This is a genomic window from Desmospora activa DSM 45169, assembly GCF_003046315.1.
Taxonomy (GTDB): domain Bacteria; phylum Bacillota; class Bacilli; order Thermoactinomycetales; family DSM-45169; genus Desmospora; species Desmospora activa.
On record NZ_PZZP01000001.1, the window covers coordinates 2,472,913 to 2,493,406 of the forward strand.

General features: G+C 49.3%; 22 protein-coding genes. 6 read left to right on the forward strand and 16 right to left on the reverse strand.

Annotation, left to right across the window (positions count from 1 at the left end; translation table 11 throughout):
• Window positions 1-22 precede the first annotated feature (22 nt).
• Window positions 23-1,120 (forward strand): glycoside hydrolase family 172 protein, encoded by a 1,098-nt coding sequence (locus tag C8J48_RS11895; protein ID WP_107727081.1) that lies wholly within the window; start codon window positions 23-25, stop codon window positions 1,118-1,120.
• A gap of 35 nt (window positions 1,121-1,155) precedes the next feature.
• Window positions 1,156-2,097 carry a ribokinase gene (gene rbsK / locus C8J48_RS11900; protein WP_107727083.1) on the forward strand — a complete coding sequence of 314 codons (942 nt, stop codon included), beginning with the start codon at window positions 1,156-1,158 and terminating at the stop codon, window positions 2,095-2,097.
• Window positions 2,098-2,233: 136 nt separating this feature from the next.
• Here the strand turns inward: rbsK and C8J48_RS11905 are convergent, their stop codons facing one another.
• Window positions 2,234-2,722, reverse strand: a complete 489-nt coding sequence (locus tag C8J48_RS11905) for a spore coat protein (protein WP_107727728.1) — start codon at window positions 2,720-2,722, stop codon at window positions 2,234-2,236.
• A 356-nt stretch (window positions 2,723-3,078) separates the two neighbouring features.
• Here C8J48_RS11905 and C8J48_RS11910 point away from each other — a divergent pair, with 356 nt between their 5' ends.
• Window positions 3,079-4,401: a 2-hydroxycarboxylate transporter family protein gene (locus tag C8J48_RS11910; protein WP_107727085.1), complete on the forward strand. Its 1,323-nt coding sequence runs from the start codon at window positions 3,079-3,081 to the stop codon at window positions 4,399-4,401.
• A 266-nt stretch (window positions 4,402-4,667) separates the two neighbouring features.
• Here C8J48_RS11910 and C8J48_RS11915 read toward each other — a convergent pair whose 3' ends face one another.
• The 5 genes from C8J48_RS11915 to C8J48_RS11940 form a co-directional block, all read right to left on the reverse strand.
• Window positions 4,668-5,264, reverse strand: coding sequence for an N-acetylmuramoyl-L-alanine amidase (locus tag C8J48_RS11915; RefSeq protein WP_245891222.1), 597 nt, complete (start codon window positions 5,262-5,264; stop codon window positions 4,668-4,670).
• A gap of 142 nt (window positions 5,265-5,406) precedes the next feature.
• Window positions 5,407-7,200: a M3 family oligoendopeptidase gene (locus C8J48_RS11920; RefSeq protein WP_107727089.1), complete on the reverse strand. Its 1,794-nt coding sequence runs from the start codon at window positions 7,198-7,200 to the stop codon at window positions 5,407-5,409.
• A 216-nt stretch (window positions 7,201-7,416) separates the two neighbouring features.
• Window positions 7,417-8,397 carry an NAD(P)H-quinone oxidoreductase gene (locus tag C8J48_RS11930; RefSeq protein ID WP_107727093.1) on the reverse strand — a complete coding sequence of 327 codons (981 nt, stop codon included), beginning with the start codon at window positions 8,395-8,397 and terminating at the stop codon, window positions 7,417-7,419.
• Between the two features lie 223 nt (window positions 8,398-8,620).
• A complete protein-coding gene (locus C8J48_RS11935) occupies window positions 8,621-9,313 on the reverse strand; it encodes a hypothetical protein (RefSeq protein ID WP_107727095.1) in 693 nt (230 codons plus the stop codon).
• Between the two features lie 114 nt (window positions 9,314-9,427).
• Window positions 9,428-9,607, reverse strand: coding sequence for a hypothetical protein (locus C8J48_RS11940; RefSeq protein ID WP_107727097.1), 180 nt, complete (start codon window positions 9,605-9,607; stop codon window positions 9,428-9,430).
• Window positions 9,608-9,862: 255 nt separating this feature from the next.
• On the opposite strand from C8J48_RS11940, the gene C8J48_RS11945 reads away from it, so the two are divergent.
• From C8J48_RS11945 to C8J48_RS11955, 3 genes are all read left to right on the forward strand, one after another.
• On the forward strand, window positions 9,863-10,729 hold the full coding sequence (locus tag C8J48_RS11945; protein ID WP_107727099.1) for an EamA family transporter: 867 nt from the start codon (window positions 9,863-9,865) through the stop codon (window positions 10,727-10,729).
• Between the two features lie 133 nt (window positions 10,730-10,862).
• Window positions 10,863-11,288, forward strand: a complete 426-nt coding sequence (locus tag C8J48_RS11950) for a TlpA family protein disulfide reductase (RefSeq protein ID WP_107727101.1) — start codon at window positions 10,863-10,865, stop codon at window positions 11,286-11,288.
• 30 nt (window positions 11,289-11,318) lie between these two features.
• A complete protein-coding gene (locus C8J48_RS11955) occupies window positions 11,319-12,101 on the forward strand; it encodes an undecaprenyl-diphosphate phosphatase (RefSeq protein ID WP_107727729.1) in 783 nt (260 codons plus the stop codon).
• Between the two features lie 100 nt (window positions 12,102-12,201).
• Here the strand turns inward: C8J48_RS11955 and C8J48_RS11960 are convergent, their stop codons facing one another.
• From C8J48_RS11960 to sigI, 10 genes are all read right to left on the reverse strand, one after another.
• Window positions 12,202-12,513 (reverse strand): cytochrome C oxidase subunit IV family protein, encoded by a 312-nt coding sequence (locus tag C8J48_RS11960; protein WP_107727103.1) that lies wholly within the window; start codon window positions 12,511-12,513, stop codon window positions 12,202-12,204.
• 160 nt (window positions 12,514-12,673) lie between these two features.
• Window positions 12,674-13,081 carry a VOC family protein gene (locus tag C8J48_RS11965; protein ID WP_107727105.1) on the reverse strand — a complete coding sequence of 136 codons (408 nt, stop codon included), beginning with the start codon at window positions 13,079-13,081 and terminating at the stop codon, window positions 12,674-12,676.
• A 15-nt stretch (window positions 13,082-13,096) separates the two neighbouring features.
• Window positions 13,097-14,341 (reverse strand): dihydrolipoamide acetyltransferase family protein, encoded by a 1,245-nt coding sequence (locus C8J48_RS11970; protein ID WP_107727106.1) that lies wholly within the window; start codon window positions 14,339-14,341, stop codon window positions 13,097-13,099.
• Window positions 14,342-14,356: 15 nt separating this feature from the next.
• The gene (locus C8J48_RS11975) at window positions 14,357-15,334 is read right to left on the reverse strand and encodes an alpha-ketoacid dehydrogenase subunit beta (RefSeq protein ID WP_211316620.1); all 978 of its coding nucleotides are present in this window, start codon (window positions 15,332-15,334) and stop codon (window positions 14,357-14,359) included.
• Window positions 15,327-16,394, reverse strand: coding sequence for a pyruvate dehydrogenase (acetyl-transferring) E1 component subunit alpha (gene pdhA / locus C8J48_RS11980; RefSeq protein WP_107727108.1), 1,068 nt, complete (start codon window positions 16,392-16,394; stop codon window positions 15,327-15,329). Before pdhA ends, C8J48_RS11975 begins: the two co-directional genes overlap by 8 nt.
• A gap of 15 nt (window positions 16,395-16,409) precedes the next feature.
• Window positions 16,410-17,555 (reverse strand): Leu/Phe/Val dehydrogenase, encoded by a 1,146-nt coding sequence (locus C8J48_RS11985; protein ID WP_211316621.1) that lies wholly within the window; start codon window positions 17,553-17,555, stop codon window positions 16,410-16,412.
• A 163-nt stretch (window positions 17,556-17,718) separates the two neighbouring features.
• Entirely contained in the window at window positions 17,719-17,928 is a 210-nt protein-coding gene (locus tag C8J48_RS19375; RefSeq protein ID WP_107727110.1) for a helix-turn-helix domain-containing protein, read from the reverse strand.
• 156 nt (window positions 17,929-18,084) lie between these two features.
• Window positions 18,085-18,336, reverse strand: a complete 252-nt coding sequence (locus tag C8J48_RS11995; RefSeq protein WP_107727732.1) for an AbrB/MazE/SpoVT family DNA-binding domain-containing protein — start codon at window positions 18,334-18,336, stop codon at window positions 18,085-18,087.
• 92 nt (window positions 18,337-18,428) lie between these two features.
• Window positions 18,429-19,592 carry an anti-sigma factor domain-containing protein gene (locus C8J48_RS12000; protein ID WP_107727112.1) on the reverse strand — a complete coding sequence of 388 codons (1,164 nt, stop codon included), beginning with the start codon at window positions 19,590-19,592 and terminating at the stop codon, window positions 18,429-18,431.
• Window positions 19,534-20,349 (reverse strand): RNA polymerase sigma-I factor, encoded by an 816-nt coding sequence (gene sigI, locus C8J48_RS12005; RefSeq protein WP_170105431.1) that lies wholly within the window; start codon window positions 20,347-20,349, stop codon window positions 19,534-19,536. Before sigI ends, C8J48_RS12000 begins: the two co-directional genes overlap by 59 nt.
• Window positions 20,350-20,494 lie beyond the last annotated feature (145 nt).

Here is a 20,494-nt window from a genome sequence, read left to right on the forward strand (position 1 = left end):
CAGACGAAAAGGGGAATAAGTGATGACGTTTTTAGGTACCTCGTTACGGGATTTATACCGAGAGCGAAATTGTAAAAGGAAACGAGCATCCAGCTACGATAAAACCGGGGGAAATAAAGATTATATCGAGGTATTCCCAGGGGATCGCAAAACGATTTGTGAGCTGGAAGGTTCGGGCTGTATCACGCACATCTGGATGACCATGGCCCCTCTCGATGATTCACTTGAGGCGTTTTTACATCGAAAAATCGTATTACGAATGTTCTGGGACAATGAGGAAAACCCGAGTGTACAAGCACCGATCGGTGATTTCTTCGGGATGGGACACGGCATCACCAAAAACTACTCCTCTGCCCCGCTCACGATGAGTCCGGAAGATGGCCGGGCTTTAAACTGTTTCTTCCCCATGCCCTTTGGCCAAAACGCCAAAATCGAAATTACGAGTGAAGCGGATGCGCCCATTAAGTTTTACTACTATATCGACTATGAGCTGTATCAAGCGGAGATCGACAGTCCGCTTCGATTTCATGCTATATGGAAGCGAGAGCGGACCACGGGCATCGAAGACAACATCTCAAATGCGCTCTACTGTTTTGGAGGGAAAAATCGATCGGGAGAAAATAATTATGTCCTTTTAGACACAGTGGGTAAAGGACATTATGTGGGTTGTAATCTAAATATCCATAACTTGCGCTTTACACCGGAATGGAATTGGTACGGCGAAGGTGACGATATGATTTTTATCGATGGCGAACCTTGGCCTCCCTCCTTACATGGAACAGGAATGGAAGACTATTTTAACACGGCATGGTGTCCGCAACAGGAAGTATGCACCCCTTATCACGGTATCATTCTAGGCGGCGGTCCCAACTGGTCCGGCAAGATCTCTGTCTATCGGTACCATATACAAGATCCGATAACATTTGATCAATCGATTAAGGTTACGATTGAACACGGTCATAACAATCATCGAAGTGATGATTACTCCAGTACGGCTTACTGGTACCAAACGGAACCACACCAAACGATCCACTCGATCTTGCCCGTTCAAGAGCGGTTACCATTGCCAGATATATCGCCATTTAATGCAAAAGATTTAAAAAAATGCTTCGACTACTAAAACATAAACAGAACTCATTTTAGAAGGTGGACAAAATGGGGCAAACACAAACGAAAAGCGTGCTCGTTATTGGAAGCTTTATGATGGACCTGGTTGCCCTTACTCCCCGCATACCGGAAGATGGTGAAACCGTGATCGGAACCAGTTTTGGACGGTTTCCCGGAGGAAAGGGGGCAAACCAGGCGGTAACCGCCGCCAGGCTCGGAGCCCCCGTAACGATGGTAGGAAAGCTAGGGGCTGATGACTTTGGAGATGAATTCTTACATACGTTAAATGCGGAGAGCATCAACACATCCTATATTTTACGTGACCAGCTTCACCCTACCGGTGTCGGATCCATTTATATCGATGAGCATGGAAATAATCGCATTATCGTCATCCCCGGTTCAAACCTACAGTTCACTCCGCAAGAAGTGGATAATGTAAAAGAAGTAATCCGAGAAGCCGGTGTGCTCATTCTGCAATTGGAGATGAATATTTTAACCGTAAAAAGGGCGGCTGAGCTTGCGCATGGGTTCAATGTTCCGGTTATTTTAAATCCAGCACCGGCACAAGAACTGGATGACGAATTATATAAAAAAATCACGTATTTAACACCAAACCAAAAAGAAGCCCAATTTTTATCAGGCATTGAAGTTCACGATCAAAACAGTGCACAGAAGGCGGCAGAAATCTTATTAGACAAAGGGGTTCAAAACATTATCCTGACACTTGCTGATCAGGGGGCGCTGATTGCCAATAAACACAAAATGATACACATCCCCGGCTTTCCTGTGGAGCCTATCGATACGGTTGGTGCTGGTGATTCCTTTAATGGTGCGCTTGCATTTGGCATCGTCCATGCTATGGATCTGGAGGAAACGGTCGAGATGGCCAACGCTGTTGGTGCATTAACTGTCACCAAAAAAGGGGCCATTCCATCTTTACCGTATTATAAGGATGTTCAACCATTTGTGATCGACTCTCCACTAAAGTAGTAAAGCTTCTCGTTTTAACCGTGGGGTAAATGCGAATATTAGACTTATGAGGGAAGTTAACAATAGGCCGGTAGAACAGTAAAGATCTCTTGTAGGATCTTTACTGTTCTACCGGCCTTTCCGATTTTCAGCACGGTTAATAGCGCATGGCGATGGCTCTTTGCGCATTAACTTGATCATTTCTTAATAACATTTCAAGGTTGTACGCAGGGTAATAACCGTGTTGCAACATATAGTAAAAAATTTTCCCATGCCATTCCACCGCGGCATGAAGCTGCTTCGTCAAAACTCTCCGCAGTATAGGTGTCGCCGTTTCCGTGATCGCAGCAGCATAGGTACGAACGGAGGTTTTAGCCAACCCTAATAAGTCTCCAGCCTGAGAAGCAGTTATTCCCCTATGACAATGATGGTCGTTACTGACGGAAGGCGCGTAGGAGTAAAAGAGAAGCAATTCACGTAAATTTTGTTCAAGCAATTGGATGGAATAGATATAGAGCGACTGAAGCTGGGGGTCTTTCACCTTTCTGACGCTCTTTTTTAATTTGATTAACGCACTGGCTTGAAAAGCAGTCAATTCATGTAACTCCATTGTTTCGTGCCAAGCCAAGTGCCGATGATCAGAGATTTGTTGGTCCCCGGACAGTCCTTCTTCGTGGTACCCTCTGCTTTCATTACTCACACCCAACACCTCTTTAAAAAATGTCGGGATACCTTATGCAATATTTCCCCAATGGGTTCATGCCCTATTTTCCCCATCAAATAAACCGTGAAAAAACATATTCCCACACAAAAAGGTGAATCTTATATATGGATTACTGCTTACTTTATTTATAAAACTTTTTTATTAGTTATTTTGACTTCATGAAAACATTTGAAACAGGTAGCATAATAGTTGGTCTTCAATCCCTATGTACTGTTAAAAAGGAAAGCGATTTCTTATACGCGGTAAATCTAAGCGGTTTTTGTGGAAGGAGTCTTTTTATGAAATCTGCGGAAACAATACCTCCCCCTTTTCTCTCACGATTAGCTGCAATGAAAGTCGGATTTTTACCTTTACCACTCTATTTGGTATTGGCTGCGATCATTTATCTCGCTGCCGTCTACAATAAGCTTCCCGCTGATATGATTGGCGGTTTTGCCGTCATTATGGCGCTTGGAATTCTGCTAGGCGACCTCGGCCAACGGATCCCGATTCTAAAAGATATCGGCGGTCCTGCGATTCTGGCATTATTTGTTCCTTCAATTATGATCTTTTTTGATTTCTTTTCTCCCTCAGCGGTGGAAGCCATCACCGTTCTGGTCGACAATAAGCCCGGCTCTGCTAACTTTCTTTACCTCTATATATCCATATTGGTTGTAGGAAGTATCTTGGGCATGCATAGAACTGTGATGATTCAGGGCTTTATCCGGATGTTCGTGCCTTTGGCGGCCGGAACAATCGCCTCTATTCTGATGGGACTCTTAGTTGGTACACTGTTTGGCTATGAGTTGTATCACACCTTCTTTTTCATTATCGTACCCATTATCGGTGGTGGGGTCGGGGAAGGAATTCTACCTCTCTCCCTGGCTTATTCCCACATCTTAGGTGCTCCTGCGGAAAGCTTTATTTCACAAATGATTCCCGCAGCCGTATTGGGTAACATTATTGCGGTGATCTCCGCTGGTTTATTGAAACGCCTGGGTGAAAAGAAACCGGAGTTGAGCGGTAACGGAATGCTGGTGAAAAGCGGCAACGAGAAAGAATTGTTGGCTTTGCAAAACGAAGAGAAGCCGATCCAGTTTCCTCTGATGGGTGCCGGATTGATTCTGGCCTGTAGCTTTTTCATCTTTGGTAAAGTAGCTGAAGGGTTCGTCGAGATCCCCGGCGCCATTCTGATGATCTTTTTGGCCGCCATCGTAAAATATATACAGGTCTTGCCGGCGAAAATGGAACAGGGAGCGTTCCACCTCTACAAATTTATCTCCTCAACCCTAACCTGGCCGTTGATGGTGGGTCTCGGCGTTCTGTTTATCCCGCTGGATGAAGTGTTAAAAGTGATCAGCCCCTCCTACATCGCGATTGTGATGTCTGTGGTGATCACCATGGTGATGACCGGATTTTATGTGGGTAAGTGGATGAAAATGTACAGCATCGAGGCCGCCATTGTCACCGGCTGCCACAGCGGCCTCGGCGGAACAGGGGATGTGGCGATTCTCTCTTCCTCCAACCGCATGCAGCTAATGCCCTTTGCCCAGATCTCCACTCGTATCGGTGGAGCCTCCACCATTATCATGGCTACACTGTTAATGCAGCTGTTTCATTGATTCATAACAAAAGACCGGTTCTATCGAACCGGTCTTTTTCGTTGGAAGAAATAGGTATGCAAACTATCAAACATATGATTTCTACATAAGATATTACAAAAGCAATTAAAAAGGAGGCGATTCATCATGATAGGATTTGGATTTGGCTCGATCTTTATTTGGATTTTGGTTATTGTCGTCGTCTTGTCTCTCTTTTTCTTTACAGGATTTTTTGTTTAAGTGATCACGCCCCCGCATAATCGCGGGGGTTTTTGTTATCCTCTTCCTTACTCATGATGATGGAAAAAATTGCGATGGTTGATGATTCCATTGGCGATAATGCGGGCGAGAGAGTCCTGAAAAGCATCGGAGTCTAGGATGGTGCTTCCATTGGAATAGACGAAGATCGCTTCTAAGCAGACCGCGCAACAAGAACTATACTCCAGTAACGGCAAACCAAAGTCGCGATGCTCGGTATCGTTTCGTTTGCCTCCGTCAATCACCCCATATTCAAGGCGAAGTCGACAAGCGACATCATTATGCAAAAGCGCCTGCAATCGACGGGTATCTCCCGGCGCCATCACACTGACATAGCTGGTAAAGCTGGAGCAATCACAGGTAAGCCAACTGTCGATGTTTAGACAGAGGCACATCTGTGCTTGATGGCTTTTAACCGCTGCCAACCGTTCCCGCCAGTTTTTGCTCTCACTTTGCCAACGGGTTAAGGACGGAACTAGATCCGTCTCCTTCTGTAGTAAGTCATAGATCCGTTTGGCGACAAACAAGCTATAGTCAAATTGGGGAGGATGCTCAGCGGTTCCTTTGCCATCGCCCCGTACCCCCAAGCCGGGATCGATGCTGATGCGCACAATTACCACCTCCATGTTCAAACATTACCCTCTTAACCTTCCCATACCAAAACCAAACCTTAAATTTACCCTCCAACCAAAAAAATCGACGCACCACCCTATCGTGGCGCGCCAAATTCTTTACCTGTCACAAATGTATTTTTTACCTTTAGCGATATCAATCACCTTCAGTCAGCTCCAGGAATTGATCCACATCCGCTTTAGCCAGATCGACAGCCCCCTGCCAAAACTCCGGTTTGGTCAGATCAACTCCCAGATGTTTATGAGCGAGGTCTTCCACAGTCATGCGACCGGTATCTCGGAGCAGATCGACATATTTTTGGGCAAAGGCGGGTCCTTCCTGCAATGCACGGTTATAAATGCCTGCACTAAACAGATAGCCGAAGGTATAGGGGAAATTATAAAAAGGAACGCCAGTGATATAAAAATGAAGCTTGGATGCCCAAAAATAAGGATGATATTCATCAAGCGCATCGCAAAACGCTTCTTTCTCCGCTTCCACGATCAACTCTCGCAAGCGAGCGGCGGATACCAATCCCTTTCTTCGCTCTTCATAAAAGCGGGTCTCAAACAGGAAGCGGGCATGAATATCCATGAAGAAGGCAACTGCCCGTTGCGCTTTATCCTCCAACAGGGTGATTTTTTGTTCCCGGCTGGCGGCATTTTTAATCGATGCATCCGCCACAATCGATTCCGCAAACGTGGAGGCAGTCTCCGCTACATTCATCGCATATCGTTGTACCATTTGCGGCAAGTCATTCATCACATGTTGGTGATAAGCATGCCCCAGTTCATGAGCTAAGGTGGCCACATTGGAAGCAGATCCGGCAAAGGTCATAAAGATACGAGACTGTCCGCTTTGGGCAAAGTTTGTGCAAAACCCGCCCGGTCGCTTGCCAGGCCGATCTTCCGCTTCAATCCATCTCTCCGCAAAAGCACGACGAGCAAAATCGGCCATATTGGGATCAAACTGCCGGAAGTGTTCCAGAATGAAGTCAGCCGCTTGGTCATAGCTGACTGTACTATTATCGGAACCGATAGGAGCGTACACATCATACCAACTCAGCTTGGAAACCCCCAACAAAGAAGCTTTCCGCTCAAAGAACTGCAAAAATTTACCCTTATTTTGGCTAATTACTTCCCACATCGTCGTCAAGGTTTGTTCCGACATGCGGTTGATGTCAAGGGGTTCCTTCAATACGGAATCCCATCCGCGATGACGATACAAATTTAAGCGAAACCCACCCAGATGGTTTAGGCTGGAAGCGAGCAGCTCCGATTCGTGCTCCCATGCTTCATTCATTCGGCGAAAAACGGTTTGCCGCACCTGACGATCCGGGCTGGAGAGCTTGTTGGCAGCTTGCCCGACGGATAGTTGCTCCGTTTTTCCATCTTCCTCAAAGGGAATGGTGATCCGGCCGACAATCGCATTGTACAAATCTCCCCAGGCATGGTATCCATCGACGGACAAATCTCCTGCCAAGCTCTCCTGATCCGCAGGCAGCTTCTCCAATGCCCGCCGACGCCGCTCCTCCAAGGGAAACGCGAGGGGTTGCAGGCGGGAATCACGCAAAAGCCGGTTCCAATTTTCCTGGTCCGTCTGCTTGATCAAATGGTCCAGCTGGTTCATACCAGCACTAAAAGCGGCCCCTACTTGTGATAGCCGCCCCCGCAGAATTTTTGCCCCTTCATCTTTTACATCCTGGGCTGTTAAGCAGGAGATAAAGGCACTTGCTTCCCCCAAGCGACGCGATAAATCCTGGACAGTCTCCACAATTTCATGCCATGAATCCAAATCGTTGGTGTTTTGCACATCGGTCTGTTCCACCTTGGCGGAAAACGTTTTTACATCTACCTCCAACTGCTCCAAATAGCGCTGAAATTCTGGAGATTCACTTCCTCCGGGAAAGAAGACATCCAAGTCCCACGTTAAACTATATTTGCTTCCCATAATCTCACCCTTTATTTCTAGTGTCGAATCAACAGCCCCATTATACCATGAACAAAATCAGGACCCACTGCGAAAAGTATTACAAGGGTATTTAGACTTAATATTCCCGTAGTGCCTGCCGAATTGCCGATCTTTCCATAATGGATGCCTCCTTTGCCAAGGTCGTTTGTATACTCTCCATTCCCTGGGAAATGATGATTCACATCACCGTTTTCCTCAGTCAATCATCAATATAATCTTGCCGATATTCTGATCAGCCTCCATATAGCGATGGGCCTCCACTACTTCCCGCCAAGAGAAAATGCGATCAATTACCGGCTTTAGCTTGCCTTCACGAAAGAGCGGCAGCGCGTGATCGACAAAGTCCTTGGTTAACTCCGCTTTATATGAGGGGCTGCGCGAGCGCAGGGTGGTCGCTTTGATATGGATGCGTTTGGCCATCAGTGAACGTAAATCCACTTCTTTCACCCGGTAACCGCCCAAGGTGCTAATCAAAATCCAGCGGCCATCCACTGCCAAGGAGTCCAGGTTTTGCTCCCAATGAGCGGCCCCGACAAAATCCAATACCACATCCACTCCTTCGGCAGTAGCTTCTTTTACTGCGGCGGCAAAAGAAGTGACCTTGTAATCGATGGCGACATCCGCTCCCAGCTGGCGACAAGCCTCTCGTTTCTGCTCCGATCCCGCTGTTACGATCACAAACGCTCCCGCCTGCTTCGCCAACTGAATGGCGGCGGTTCCTACACCGCTGGCACCGGCGTGGATCAAGACCCGATCCCCCCGCTTCAGTTCACCTAACCAAAATAACGCTTGATAAGCGGTTAGATACACCTCGGCGATCGCCGCCCCTTCTGCAAAACGATATCCGTTGGGAATCGGCATAGCCAACTTCCCTGGGATGACGGCGTATTCGGCATAGCCCCCACCTGGCAATAATCCAAATACACGGTCACCGGGTTGCCAGCCGGTACACTCCGCTCCTACTTCCACCACCTCACCTGCCATCTCCAACCCGAGAATGGGGCTGGCTCCCGGCGGTGGTGGATATTTTCCCTGTCGTTGCAACGTATCCGCCCGATTCAAGGCGGTTGCCTTCACCTTTACCAACAAATCTCGGTCCGTATGGCGGGGAAGCGGCGCTTCCCCCAATGTCAACTGTTCCGGCCCACCCGGTTTTGTCACGATCACCGCTCGCATGGCTTACCCTCCTAATGTCGGTTTAGAGCTGTCGCGGAGGTGCGGTACCGGATTTTCGACTCCGCACCAGCAGCTGTTCTACCCCTCAGCCAGCAGACAAAGAAAAAGCATGTGTGACCAAAGTGGTTGGGGCCGGACCGGCACTCCACTTCATGGTCGGTGCCAACAGATACTGCGCTGGAGATCGGCCACTCCTGAAAGAGCTAAATACGCCTTTTTCTCTTTAAGCCGCATCATAGGTAGTGGAGTCCACCATCCGGTTATACGCCGCTTCCCACTTTCCCGCTTCCGCTAAACTCTCGGCTTCTTTCCAACCGTCCTCATCCGTGTAGCTGGCATACCCTCGCAACCGCCGAAAAGTTTCTACCGCCTGTTGCCACTCCCCTTCCTCCACAAAAAAGAGGGAGCGCTGATGAAGAGCATAGCAAAGACCCGGCCCCACCAAATTGGAACCGTCCGCAGGCGGTAGTTCCCGAAATCGTTCCTCTTCCTGCTGAATCAATTCTTCCAACTGCTGGTGAGCCTCTTCCTGCCTGCCCAGACGATACCGATAGTAGCTTAAGTAAACTTGTAGATGGGTACGGCTCATCATATAATTCATCGATTCCGGAAACTGCGCCACTCCTTCCGCCATCCGGGCCTCCGCTTCTGCAAACCGTTCCCACTCCGCATCCAATTCTGCCATCTCCACCAAACTGCGCACATAGGCAAAATGTCGGTTCTCATTTTCCTGTGGGCCTTGAGAAGCGATCGTTGCAAATAGTTCGTAGGCCAACTCTTTTTCCCCACGTTGCAACAACGTAACCGCAATTAACATCCGAGCGTTTAAATCATCAAAATCCTGAAAAGTGGTATTGGGTAAAAGATGGGCAACCCGCACTCTGGCCGCCTCTTTTAACGTTTCGATTTCTGTCAACGAAAAACCCTCCCAACCGGCCGGCCTATTCTCAAATAACCGGCAATACTGCCCCTATTGTACCATGTTAGCCGATGCAAAAAAGACACCCTGCTGTGGGTGTCGAGCCGCGAATTACAACCGTTTTAGTTCATCACTGTATGAATGGGGTGTACTCCGTTCTTCCATCTTGCCCTCCTCTTCCACCCGCATGCGATTACGATGTTTGACGGGCGGTGCCGGTGGAAGAGAACGGGTCTCCTGTACCAAGGGGTCCACATGATCTTCTCGTTCAAATGACTGATCCTGCGCCATTTGACATCACCTCCAATAATCCATAGACTGCGATGGGATAAACAGAATTATGCAGTCGGCGGTTGAGGAGTTGGCTTTAAGCTTCTTTTTATATGGAACCGTTTTTTCATTGGTATGATTGTCACACTATTGGACTACCCATAGAAAGAAGGGGGCAATATTTCTACAAGGCGATGGACGAAAGCGACGAGCATGTGATAGGGTAAAATGGCTATCGTAAAAGCAGAATTACCCAGAAAGGATCGACAGTAATTGATGTGGTTCGTATGGGCCCTATTAAGTTCCATTATATTTGGTATGTCCGGTTTTTTGATGAAAGCCAGCTCCCATCATCGTGGTGCAGTGATTGAAACTTTGTGGGCACTCTATTTAACAGGTACGATTGGTTTTTTATTGTGGGTGTGGGCATTTGGCCAATTTCGCTTCGATGGCGCTGTTTTATTGGGCGGGTTGGTCATTGGGATCGGTTCAGCCGCCGGCAATTGGTTGTTTATGCTGGCTTTAAAGAAAGGGCCTGCCAGCCTTACCTCACCACTAGTTAATACCAATATTCTCCTCATCATTCTCTTTTCCATCTTGTTTTACGGTGAGCGGCTCTCTTTGATGGAGGGGATTGGAGTAACGTTATTGGTGGCAGCGGTTTTCCTGATCCCGATTGATCCCGATGAAAAATTGGCCGTTAAAAACCGCCGGTGGTATGTGCTCGTCATTGCTGCTACTCTTCTTTTTACCTTTCGAAACGGTGGGTTAAAGGTGACGGAAGAAGCGGGATTGGCTGGGGAGATCGTTCTTTTTTACGGCTACCTGTTTAGCCTGATTTGGATGTCCGTAGAAGTGTGGAGGCGACGGAGGAGTACGACAAATGATTCCGACCGCACTCCCGTCAGCATCCGGAAGGGATTGATATGGGGTGGAGCGGCAGGTATTTTTTCCTTTATCGGCATGCAACTTTACACCATTGCGCTTATCGATGGGCCCGCCAGCATCGTCGCCCCCCTCTTCGCCACCAACAGCCTTGTTGTGGCACTTTTATCGATCCTGTTTTTCCGGGAGCGCCTTTCTCTGATCCAAAAATGTTCCTTGCTCTTTCTGTTTACGGGTTTGGTACTGACGCGTCTGTAACCACAAAAGATGCCCCAAGAGTAACCCCAAATATCACCCGATAGAGAGGCCCTACGTGCGCAAAAGACCGTGAACATCATATCGACAAGGTTCCTGCCATAACAAAACAAAACACGGACAAGGAGGAAAAATCATGTCCCGCCCCATCCCTGATCTCTGTCTGGAAAGCTTAACCGGAGAGACGGTCTGCCTGCGGGAGCTGCGCGGCCGTCCCGTCATCCTCTCCTTTTGGGTGACGTGGTGTCCGGCGTGTCAACAGGATTTACCCACAAAGGATCGCTTTTACCGTTCGCTGCCTACGGATGCTCCTCTGGTCATGTACAGCATCAACGTGACAGGACGGGAGGTGGAACCAGAGCGGGTAGCACCCTTCGTCCATCAACTTGGACTCGCCCTACCTGTACTGACAGACAAAGGGCGAACCGCCTACGACGCCTTTGGTCTCACATCGGTACCAGCAACTGTGCTGATCGATGCACAAGGAAACATCCGTGGAATCTTCGATGAAACTGTCCCCTTTGTCAATGTGGTCGCAGAGGCAGGAAAGCTGCTTCTCTAACGCTTGTCTACATGGATGGAGGTGGTTCCCATCGATTGGTTGGAAGCGCTCATATTGGGCGTCATTCAGGGGTTGACGGAATTTTTGCCCATCAGCAGTACTGGTCATCTCTATTTGGGCAGGCATCTGTTTGGATTGGATGAAGCGGGCTTGTTTTTGGATACGGTTCTTCACACCGGCACCCTGTTGGCGGTGCTGGCCGTCTACCATCGTGAATTGTGGGAAGTGGTGCGGCGCCCGTTTGGACATTTGGGACGGCTCTTGCTCATAGGAACGATTCCCACTGCCGTCATCGGCCTGACGTTTAAGGATTTCTTTGAAGAAATCTCCCGCACTGGCGTCACCATCGGGTGGGAGTTCCTCGCTACCGGTACGATCCTGTGGCTGTCCGATCGCATCAAAGATCAGGGCCATAAACAACTGGAAGAGATCCGCCCCATGGATGCAGTCGTAATCGGTACCTTTCAAGGAGCTGCTATTCTACCTGCCATCTCCCGTTCCGGCCTCACAATCGCCGCCGCTCTGATGCGGGGAATCGACAAAGGAACAGCCGCATCCTTCTCCTTCTTTCTGTCGATCCCTGCGATTGCGGGTGCATGCCTGTTGCTAGGAGTGGATCTCTTTAGCGGTCACGTTCACCGCTTGCCGCTATCGTCGTTGCTCCTGGCCATCACGTTGTCAGCACTGTGTGGCTATGTGGCGATTCGCTGGATGATCCATCTGTTGCAGCAGGGATCGTTAAAAGGGTTTGCCGTTTATGTATGGATTTTAGGGAGTGTGGTTCTGTTTTCGCAATGGGCCGGTTTATTCTAGCGGAAAGAGCCCTTAACCAATCGAAAGCCGCCGCACCAATCAATGGCGGCAGCTCCGGCAAACAGCTCAACAGCCCCTTTAAACACAACAAACCGACCTCTCATAACAACCACAAGGCTACAATCACCGTCGCAGACACGATGCCACCCATCACAATAAAGGTAACGGTAATGCCGTTTCCTTTTTCCCGTAAATGCATAAAGGAAGCTAATTGCAACACGATTTGCCAACAGGCCAACAATACGATCAGAGTAATCGTCCAAACCGGCGAAAACCACTCCATCACAACGAGAACAAAAGCGACACTAGTCAGTAAAATCATCCACAAAAACGAAAACAGATACTTCACTTCCGGGGTTCCTGGCTGTTTAATCCGCTGTTCTTGGGCCTGTGGTTTTTCCAATTGTGCCATTATATTCACCCCTTTAATTTGGAGTGTTAATTGTATGAATATTATGGCGCAAGTGCGATTTGTTTGTCAATATCACCCATATACCGGTGGCCGATGAAGACTTGATCTTAATCCTGAATCCACTCTGAAAGAAAAAAAAACGGAGTTTCCTCCGCATTTTTTAGAGATAATCCGGACTGTACACCACTTCCAACTTCAGTCGAAACGGATCCTCAAAAAAGACGGCATAATATTCCCGCTGTGAATCAAAGTTGCCCGGGCTATCATACAGGAGCGAAATTCCCCTCTGCCTGAGAAAATCGGCAACTTGATCCACAGCAACAGCACTGTCCGCTTGAAAGGCGATATGGTTTAACCCTGGTCGCTTACGATGAAATCCGGCATCCCGATACCGCTCTTCACACTGAACCAAACAGAGCTTCATCCGTCCATTGCCAAAAAGAACCCATTCCGGCTGACGCACCTCCATTTGAAATCCTAAAAACGCCATCAGCGGTTTATAAAAGGAAAGTGCCTCTTCTAAATCCGCTACATTGTAGTCAAGATGTGAAAAGTGAACTTGGATCACAACGGTTGCTCCTTTTTACTTCAATTCCAATAGCAGCTTATCCATACAAGTGGTATACGACTCCAATGTTTGTGTAAAACGAATTGCGTCACCGCCATCCAACACGCGATGATCAAAGGAAAGAGAGACGTTCATACGCCAACCGATATCCAGTTTCCCTTCCTTTACCACCGGACGTTGCTCGATTGGGTGAATGACGAGAATCGCCACTTCCGGCGGATTAATAATGGGGGTGGCTCGCTGTCCACCCAGGGGGCCGGTATTGCTGACAGAAAAGGTACTTCCGCTCATCTCTGTCGGTATCAGTTTTCCCTGACGGGCTACCTCTGTTTTTTGCTTTAGCTCATCCGCTAATTGACAGATGTTTTTTTCTTCAACATGATGTAAGACCGGAACCAAGAGTCCCTGTGGGGTATCCGCCGCTACGCCAATGTGAACCGGCTGAAATTTTTGCACCACCCTGCGGTCCTCGTCATAATGGGCGTTTAATCGAGGATGATCCCGCAAGCTGATGGCGATGATCTTGATCAGAACCGAGAGGTAACCTATGTTTTTTTCACCGGCTGCTCTGATCCGTTGTCGCCACCCGACAAGAGCAGAGACATCCAATGTATCAAAATGGGTCGCGTGTGGCTTATGGCTGAGGGAAAAGGTGAGGCGTTCTGCAATCACTCGGCGGATGGGAGAAAGAAGCTCTTCCGTATAATCCTCACTCGCAGGCTTATCGCTCGCAGAGGAGGAAGCGGTGGGATGGGTAAGCGATCCGCCTTCATTTGTTCCTGGTTTATTTGAATTCGCCTTCGCTTCCATTGTTTCAGCACAAGCAGCAACCCGACGCACATCCTCATCCATCACCCGTCCTTGGGGACCGCTTCCTTCTAAATGTGTGAGCGCCACCCCCAATTCCCGTGCCAGGCGGCGGGTGGAGGGAGCCGCCAGCACCCGACGCTCTTGGGAGTCCTTCTCCCCTCTCCTGGGGGAGGGTGGGGGAGAGAGAGTCTGCTCGATCAATGGCTCCTCTTCCGTAGCAGCGATCACGACCAATACTTCTCCAACCGGTACGGTAGCCCCTTCCTGCCAAGGCAAGTTGTTTACACGTCCGGCCGCTGGGGAGGGAAGCTGTACCACCGCTTTATCGGTCTGCACCTCAGCCAGAGGCTGATCCACATCAACCCTTTCCCCTTCCTGTACCAACCAGCGTACCAGATTTGCTTCCGCTACACCTTCTCCGATATCCGGCAATTTAAATTGGACTGTCATGGGCTTTCCTCCTCATTAAAAAGCCAGCACCTTTTCTACTGCACGATCAATGCGTTCTTGATTGGGTCGAAAATCATCCTCCAACGCAAACATCGGCACCGGTACATCATAACCGGTCACTCGAGTGATGGGAGCCTCTAACCATAAAAAGGCATGTTCATTGATCAACGCGGTCAATTCCGCACCTAAGCCGCCTGTTTTGGGCGCTTCATGGACAATTAGCACCCGACCCGTTTTTCGCACCGAGGACAGAATCGCTTCTTCATCCAATGGATATAAACTGCGTAGATCCAGCACATCCCAGCTCACCCCACGCTGCGCCCACCGCTCTGCCGCTTGCTCCACCAAAGGCACCATCGCTCCCCATGCCAGCACCGTCAGTGCTTCTCCCTCCCGTACCTGCCGCGCTTGTCCCAGCGGAATCACATACGCTTCCTGCCGAACCTGTTGCCGAGTCGATCGGTATAATTTCATCGGTTCCAAATAGATGACAGGGTCTGGATCGCGAATTGCCGCCAGCAGCATCCCTTTGGCATCAGCTGGAGTGGAAGGGACCACCACTTTCAATCCAGGGATGTGTACAAACAAGCTCTCAGTGGAATCTGAGTGAAGCTCCGGCGCCCGGATTCCGCCTCCATAAGGTGCCCGCACGACGATGGAGGCGGAATATTGCCCCTGTGTGCGGGTGCGCAGGCGGGCAGCATGAGAAACAATCTGTTCAAAAGCAGGATAGATAAAACCCATAAACTGAATCTCTGCCACCGGTCGCATCCCGTTGATCGCCATGCCGATCGCCGCTCCGACGATGCTCGCTTCAGCCAAGGGTGTATCGATCACCCGCTCATCTCCAAACTCCTGCCACAACCCCTCCGTGGCTCGAAATACACCTCCATTTTTACCGACGTCCTCTCCCAGGACCACAACACGTTTATCTTGGCGTAATGCGGTAGCCAATCCATCGCAGATCGCCTGTATCATAGTGAGCTCAGCCATGGGCTTCTCCCTCCACCTGTGCCCGCTGCCGCTTTAGTTCAGCCGGTAAGGATTGATACACATGGGCAAACAGATGCGTCGGTGGCGCTTTCTTCGCCTGGGATGCTTTTTTCCAGGCTTTATCTACTTCTTCGCGGCAGCGCCGGTGACAGGTTTCCACTTGCCCCCTCGTCAACGTGCCATCGATGAGGAATCGTTTTTCCAACCGCTGAAGCGGATCGCGTCGTTCCCATTCCTTTACTTCATCTCGGTTGCGATAACGCTTGGCATCATCGGCAGTTGTATGAGAGCCTTTTCGGTAGGTAACCGCTTCGATCAGCGTCGCTCCCTCTCCACGGCGGGCCCGATTGAGCGCTTTGCGCATCACATCATACACCGCCACTACATCATTGCCGTCAACGCGAACGCCGGGGAGGTTATAAGCCCGCGCTTTTTCCGCTACCGTCGCTGTGGCGGATTGGCGGGAGAAGGGAACGCTGATGGCGTAATGGTTGTTTTGGCAAAAAAAGATACAAGGTAGGCGAAACACGCCAGCAAAATTGAGCGCCTCGTGAAAATCCCCTTCTGAGGTGGCACCGTCACCAAAATAAGCGACAGCAACAGAAGATTCCCCACGCCATTTAGCCGCCCATGCCGTGCCAACCGCTTGCGGCAATTGGGTGGCGATTGGCACACAGGGTGGAAGGATACGCACTCCTTTTGGTGCGATGTTCCCTTCTACCCGCCCCATCCAGTAGAACAAAATCCGATCCAACGGCATCCCGGCGATCATGGCGGCACCATGGTCGCGGTAGCTGGGAAAAATCCAATCCTCTTTTGCCAACGCCAGCGCGCTTCCCACTTGAGCTGCCTCCTGCCCTTCCAGCGGGGCATAAGTGCCGATTTGTCCCTGGCGCTGTAAAATGACGGATCGACGATCCATGGTACGGGCCAATACCATCCCCTCGTAGAACTTCCGCTTCATTTCCGACGACAAACTCTCCCAAACCGGACGCCCTTGGTCCGACAAACTTCCATCCGGTTGCAGAAACTGTACGGCTTGATCTGACTGTTGCAACATCGGCCTCCTCACTCCCTACCCTTTGCACTCCATTCCGAGCAAGATTCGTTTTAAATCACTCACTCGTCGCAATCGCTCCAATACCAGACGATCCGCCGCCCGACACGTGGGCAGATCCTCTTCCTGGGATAATCGATATATGTTGAGCAACATCTCATAAATCCCTTGTGTCTGTGCCATCACCCGCTCCAGATGAAATCCGTTCCGTTCATCCGCCACCTGGATCAATCCACCGGCATTAACCAGATAATCAGGCGCATACAAGATTCCGCACTGATGTAAAGCATCCCCATGCTCATCCCGTTCTAATTGATTGTTGGCGGAACCCACGATCGCCCGACAACGAAGTTGATCAATCGTGATATCGTTGATCACTCCACCAATGGCACAAGGCGAAAAAATATCACAGGGCTGGCGATGGATCTCATCGACGTCCACTATCGTAATTTCGGGATGATGGTGTTTCCACTCCGCCAACCGATCGGGATGGGGATCGGCGATCATCACCTGTACACCCGCTTCCACCAATTGCGAGACCAAGCGTCCTCCCACTTTGCCCACGCCTTGGATGGCAATCCTTTTTCCTTCCAGGCTGGGGTCGCTCCATAGATGTTCTGCAGTGGCCCGATATCCTTGCATCACGCCAAAAGCAGTGGGAATCGCCGTATTTCCGCTGCCGCCGTGACTGACGGGCAAACCGACAAACGATTGTGACTCCCGTGCCGCATGCACAAAATCCTCCGGGTTGGTTCCCATATCTGTCCCAGTGATAAAACGACCGTTTAAACCGCCGACAAACCGACCCAGCGCACGAAACAGTTCAGGGCTTTTATCTCGTTGCGGATCACCGATAAGAACGGCTTTTCCGCCACCGTAGTCCACATCGGCCAACCCGCATTTATAGGTCATGCCTTTGGAGAGACGTAATACATCTTTGACTGCGGCATCGGTGGACTCATAAGGAATCATGCGGCAACCGCCCAGCGCCGGTCCCAATGTCGTATCATGGATGGCGATAATCGCTTTTAACCCTGAGGTCTGATGAAGACAAAAAACCACCTGCTCATGCCCGTCGCGTTCCATCAGGGCGAATACGTCTTCCATCAACGGTTCGGCATCTGTTTGCATCTCTTCGTTTTTTATCACTTTCACAGCCACCATTCCCCTTTGGGATGAATAAGGCGATTATCCCTATGCTATGTCAAAGGAGAATCGGGCGTGCTTTTCAAGTGTGTTGATTAGCTATGGATGGAGAGAGGGATTTTGAATATTCGTACCTCCCTCAAAAAGAAAAGCCCTTAATAGGGCTAGGCAAACCGGTTCTTTAAATACCCACATATCGATTTCCGTCTTCTGTATTCTTAGGCCGAAAAGCGGCTTCAATGTTTAGTACTTTCATGATCCGCTCCAGCTTCTGTACACTGATTCCATGGTATTCATTAGACTCATCCATGGAAACTTGAGAGGGAGAGACTTTCAGTCGACGTGCGAGTTCTGCCTGTGTCAATCCACGGTAAATTCGAACTGAACTGATGTTATGGCAGGGGCACTAAGCCTTTTGCCCCGTGTCGGTGTCGGGCGATGCGCGAACAATAAAGAAAGTTGTATGATATAACTTTAACCAATCCCTCCATCCACACAGCATAAAGTAAAAAGAACGGCCCTGCGCCAAATGGCGACAGGGCTTTTTTTACGAAACATGGCTTCGGGTTTCTTCTAGGCAGCTTTCACAGATGATTTTCTCTTTGAAATAGAAGAGACCGTCTTTGGAATCGCAGAAAATACAGGATGGATTATATTTTTGTAACACAATGGTGTCTTGGTTGACAAAGATCTCCACACCATCGTGCGGGTTGATGTTCATCGTGTCCCTGAGTTCCTTCGGCAACACAATCCGGCCGAGGTGATCCACTTTGCGAACGATCCCGATCCCTCTCATCAGTGATTCCCCCATTCCTTCGAATTCGCAAGCCAATATGGGAGGTGTCAGCTTGCTTTCTGGGGAAACACCAGTAAAAACGATCGCATTTCCGTTCACTCCAAGCTCAACTCTTCATGGTTGGAATGAGCGGAAGGCCCATGTTCCCTCTCCGGATCTGCTGGTGGGTCTTTAGACGGATCTTCAGACTCCGGTTTATCGGATTCGTTCTCCTCTTCATCCGAATCAGGCTGGGTAGAAGCCGGGTTCTCCTTAGAAGGATCCTCTTTTGCAGGTTCATCGGAAGAATCGTTTTTAGGAGTCTCTTCTTCTTCTTCTGGCTCCTGCCCTTCTTCTACATCTTGCTCATCCTTGTCAGACGGCTCATCAGCAGGCGAATCAATTTGTTCTTCTTCCTTTTCATCCTCTTTATCAGAGGGAGACTGATCTTTCTCATTCTCTTGCTCGATTTCCTTCTCTTCTTGAATCCATTCTTCCCATTCTTCTTTTGAAGGTGGATTGCGCAAAATAGGGGTCAAGTCCACCAATTCCATCAGTTCGGTCATGGAGAGACCCACCAATTCCTCCGGCGGCAGATCAAGACCATTTCGCTTCGCCAAAAGCCATACCGCATACTTTGAGGGGGATAGGTCGTTTTTCTCCGCCTCTGCTTTCAACATATCCGGCAATGGCAAGGTATACAGATCCACTTTTGATTGGCTTAGCTCTGTATCGGTACCGATACTTTCTTCAATCTCACTCAAGGTGCTTCTGGATACTTCAGCATCTTTGGGTTCTATTGCAATCTGCGAGACTAGAATGCGTTCATTGGGTTCCAGATACCCCTGTTGGCGAGCTCGATTTAATAATTGAACCACCAACCGCTTGGCGGGAACTCCTTTCCAGTCCAACTCCTGAATTAATTGTTCACCGGTTGAATTAAAAGCCCTTACTTCCACCACACGGCTTTTCTTATCCAATCCCAGTTCCAGGCTAGGGTTTAAATCGATATAGATATAGGTTTCAGCATGGGCCTGGGTGGGAGCCCACATCAATGGCAGCAAAATGGTCATAATCACCATCATAGCCGCCACACCACCAGCCAAGATCGCTTTTCTGGGTAGATTCAATGGGAGGAAAAACTGTTTCTCCAGTTCAAAGGTGATTTCCTGGCCGATCTCCGCCGCGGCATCCTGTTTCGGCACCTTAATAAATCGTCCTTCAGGAGTCAGCACCACATAATGCCGCCGACTGACTTCCATTACCATCCCCTTCTGCACGAATTCCACCTCCCTTCCTGTCAATTGGCAAACCTAGATAATCTCTCATCAAAGGCAAGTCCTCAACCAAAACTAGGACCAACGCCGTCAAATAGATCCGATGCCGCTTCAATGTGCGCCGATGGCAGCCGATCTGTTCAGCAAAGCTTTTCTTAATCTTCTTTTGATGCAAAAATTCTTCCATCCATTGTTGATTTGCCGCGATTTCTAACGCGATTGACAACATGTTTTCCCTCGTGTCCCGATGTTTGGGAGAAGCTTTAACCAAGTCGGTCAGTTTGATTCCAAAACGGGCCAATGCTTGGGTAAATTGCTCAATCTCAGATCGGCGTATTTCAGCCAGTTCCCGTTCCCGAAACTGTTCAAAGGATTCCGCCACCACTTCCTTGTGGACAGACTCGTTTTCCCTGGCATCGGGAGGAATCAACGGCACTTGGTTTTGATGTTTTTGCTCCCTGCGATAGTAATCAGTTAACCTTCGCTGAATCACCATATAGGCGAAAGTCAGAAAGGACGACGGTTCGCTGCGACGATACTGCGTAATCGCCTCGTTAAATCCAGCCAGTGCAATTGTGTATTCATCATCCTGTAACGTTATGCTTCGCTTACAGATGCGTGAGGCGATTCTGATGATATAGGATTGATATTCGCCCAACAGCGCTTCACGCTGCCCGGAAGACTCGTCGGCTTGGGCTGTTAATACGCGCTCTTCCAACTCTCGCCTTTCCTGGTTATCACCGTCCCCCAGGACTTGCAATGCCGACACCTCTCCCTACTCTATATATTCGTAACTGCGGTTTGTTTTTTGTCCATTTTCTTTTATTTTCCATATGAAATAAGTTAGAGGGAAGAATAAATGCAAAAAAGAACGAAATCAGCAACATATTCATTATAAACGAGCA